The following is a 2,586-nucleotide window of genomic DNA, read 5'->3' as shown; positions in this document are numbered from 1 at the left end:
TGCATGTTTCGCGGGATCGTGAGCACGGATTTCAGGGGATCGTGAGCAGAGATTTCAGACGATCGTGAGCACGGATTTCGCGGGATCGTGAGCAACTTTTCCGCGGCTCAGCCCGCTTCGGCCGACAACTCAACCGGCTTAGGAACTGCCTCGTCAGTGAACGAGGAAGGCCGATGCCCACCCTGAGATTGTCGATGCGCCGGATCAAAGAGTTTCTCCGCTTAAAACATGTTCAAGGCTTGCCGGAGCGAGCCATTGCGCGCACCCTGGGCATCAGCAACGGCGCCGTGCACAGCTATCTGCGCCGGGCCGGGGCTGCCGGGCTGAACTGGCCGTTGCCGGCCGGAATGACTGACGAAGACCTGGAGCTGCTGCTTTTCCCTGCGCCGAGGCCTGCGTCGCAGAGCCCACAGCGGCCCGTTCCCGACTGGGGCTATGTCGACAAGGAGCTGCGCCGGCGCAACGTGACCCGCCGGCTGCTGTGGGACGAGTATCGCGCCACCCATCCCGATGGATTCGGCCACACGTGGTTCTGCACGACCTACGAGGCCTGGAAGGGGCGAGCCCGGCCTTCGATGCGGCAGACCCATCTGGGCGGCGAGAAGGTTTTCGTGGATTTCGCCGGCGACACCATCGACGTCATCGATCCCTCAAACGGGGAAGTGCAGTCGATGAAGCTATTCGTCGCGGCGATGGGCGCCTCCAACTATACCTACGCCGAGGCCTGCCCAAGCGAGGGGCTCGCCGACTGGATCCGGGTCCACATCAACCTTTTCGCCTTCCTCGGCGGCGCGCCGACATTCGTGGTCTGCGACAATCTCAAGGCCGCCGTCACCAATCCCGACCGCCACGATCCTGGCCTCAACCGAACCTACGCCGAGATGGCGAGCCATTACGGCACGGCCATTCTCGCAGCCCGGCCGCGGCGCCCAAAGGATAAGGCAAAGGTCGAAGTTGCGGTGCAAGTCGCCGAGCGATGGATCCTGGCGCGGCTGCGCAACCAACGCTTCTTTTCATTGGCGGAGCTGAACGCAGCCATCAAAATCCTCGTCGTCGAACTCAATGCCCGGCAGATGCGCGACTTTGGCGCCAGCCGCGCCGAACTGTTCGCCGAGCTCGACAAGCCCAAGCTGACAAAGCTGCCGGACCAGGCTTACGCTTTCGCGCGCTGGAAGCGCTGCCGGGTTGGCCCCGATTATCATATCGAGATCGACGGCCACTGGTATTCCGCGCCGTATCGGCTCATCCGTGAGCTCGTCGATGCGCGCATCGACGACAGGACGATCGAGATCTTCCACAACGGCCGCAGGATCGCTAGCCACGCCCGCGCGCCCAACCGGCGGGGCCACACCACCATCGCCGACCATATGCCCAGCGCCCATCGGCGCTACGGCCAATGGACGCCCGCCGGAGTGATCGCCGCTGGCGAGCGGATCGGTCCGTCGACCGCCGCCTTCAGGCCGTGATCGCGGCCCGGCCGCATCCCGAGCAAGGCTTTCGCACCTGCCTCGGCATTCTGTCGCTGACCAGAAGCTACAGCGCCGAGCGCGTCGACGCGGCCTGCCGACGCGGCATTCTGATCAAGGCGCGATCCGTCGCCTCGATCCGCTCCATCCTCCAGAACGGCCTGGATCGCACCTTTCTCGACGAACCCTCCGAACACCAACCCCTGCGCCACGGCAACATCCGCGGCCGGGATTATTTCCACTGAAGCCAAGGAGACCTGTATGCTTAACCATCCCACCCACGAACGCTGATCGAGCTCGGCTTGAGCGGCATGGCCAAGGCCTTCGAGGAGCAGCGACGATCACCTGATCTCGAAGCCTTGCCGTTCGAAGATCGCATCGGCCTGCTGGTCGACCGGGAAGCCGCGGAACGCGACACCAGGCGGCTCACCACGCGCCTCAAGCTGGCCGCGCTCCGCCAGAATGCTTGCGTGGAGGATGTCGATTTGCGCACGCCGCGGGGTATCGACCGGGCCGTCTTCGCCAAGCTCGTCAGCGGCGACTGGATCGATCGCCGCGAGAATTTGCTCATAACCGGAGCGACCGGATTGGGCAAAAGTTGGTTAGCCTGTGCCCTCGGCCACAAGTCCTGCCGCGACAATCGCTCCGTTCTCTATCATCGCGTCCCAAGATTGTTCGAAGCGTTGGCGCTCGCACGGGGCGATGGACGTTATGCCCGCTTGCTCAAAACCATTGGCCGCGCCCAGCTTCTGATTTTGGACGATTGGGGATTGTCGGTGCTCACCGCCGCCGAGCGGCGCGATCTACTGGAAGTCCTCGAGGACCGCCATGGCCGCGCCTCCACCATCGTAACCAGCCAACTCCCTGTGGACACATGGCACGAAGTTATCGGAGACCCAACCTACGCCGACGCCGTCCTAGACCGCCTCGTCCATAACGCTCACCGCCTCCAGCTTGCCGGCGAAAGCATGCGAAAACGCAACGCCAAAACCATCACCCTTGACGAGCAGCCAGAACGCTGACTCTATCACCGCCTCGGCCGGAGCGGGCTGCTCACGATCGTCTGAATTCGGCGCTCACGATCGCGCGAAATCGCTGCTCACCATCAGTGAAATATGCA

General features: G+C 63.5%; 2 pseudogenes. Both read left to right on the top strand.

What is annotated here, in order from left to right:
• Nucleotides 1-173 precede the first annotated feature (173 nt).
• Nucleotides 174-1,711: pseudogene (gene istA, locus I6F35_RS39430) on the top strand (IS21 family transposase).
• A gap of 16 nt (nucleotides 1,712-1,727) precedes the next feature.
• Nucleotides 1,728-2,488, top strand: a pseudogene (istB, locus tag I6F35_RS39425) (IS21-like element helper ATPase IstB).
• Nucleotides 2,489-2,586: the final 98 nt, after the last annotated feature.

Source organism: Bradyrhizobium sp. BRP22, from assembly GCF_020194175.1.
Classification (GTDB): Bacteria; Pseudomonadota; Alphaproteobacteria; order Rhizobiales; family Xanthobacteraceae; genus Bradyrhizobium.
This window is presented reverse-complemented; position numbering and strand designations above follow the sequence as displayed.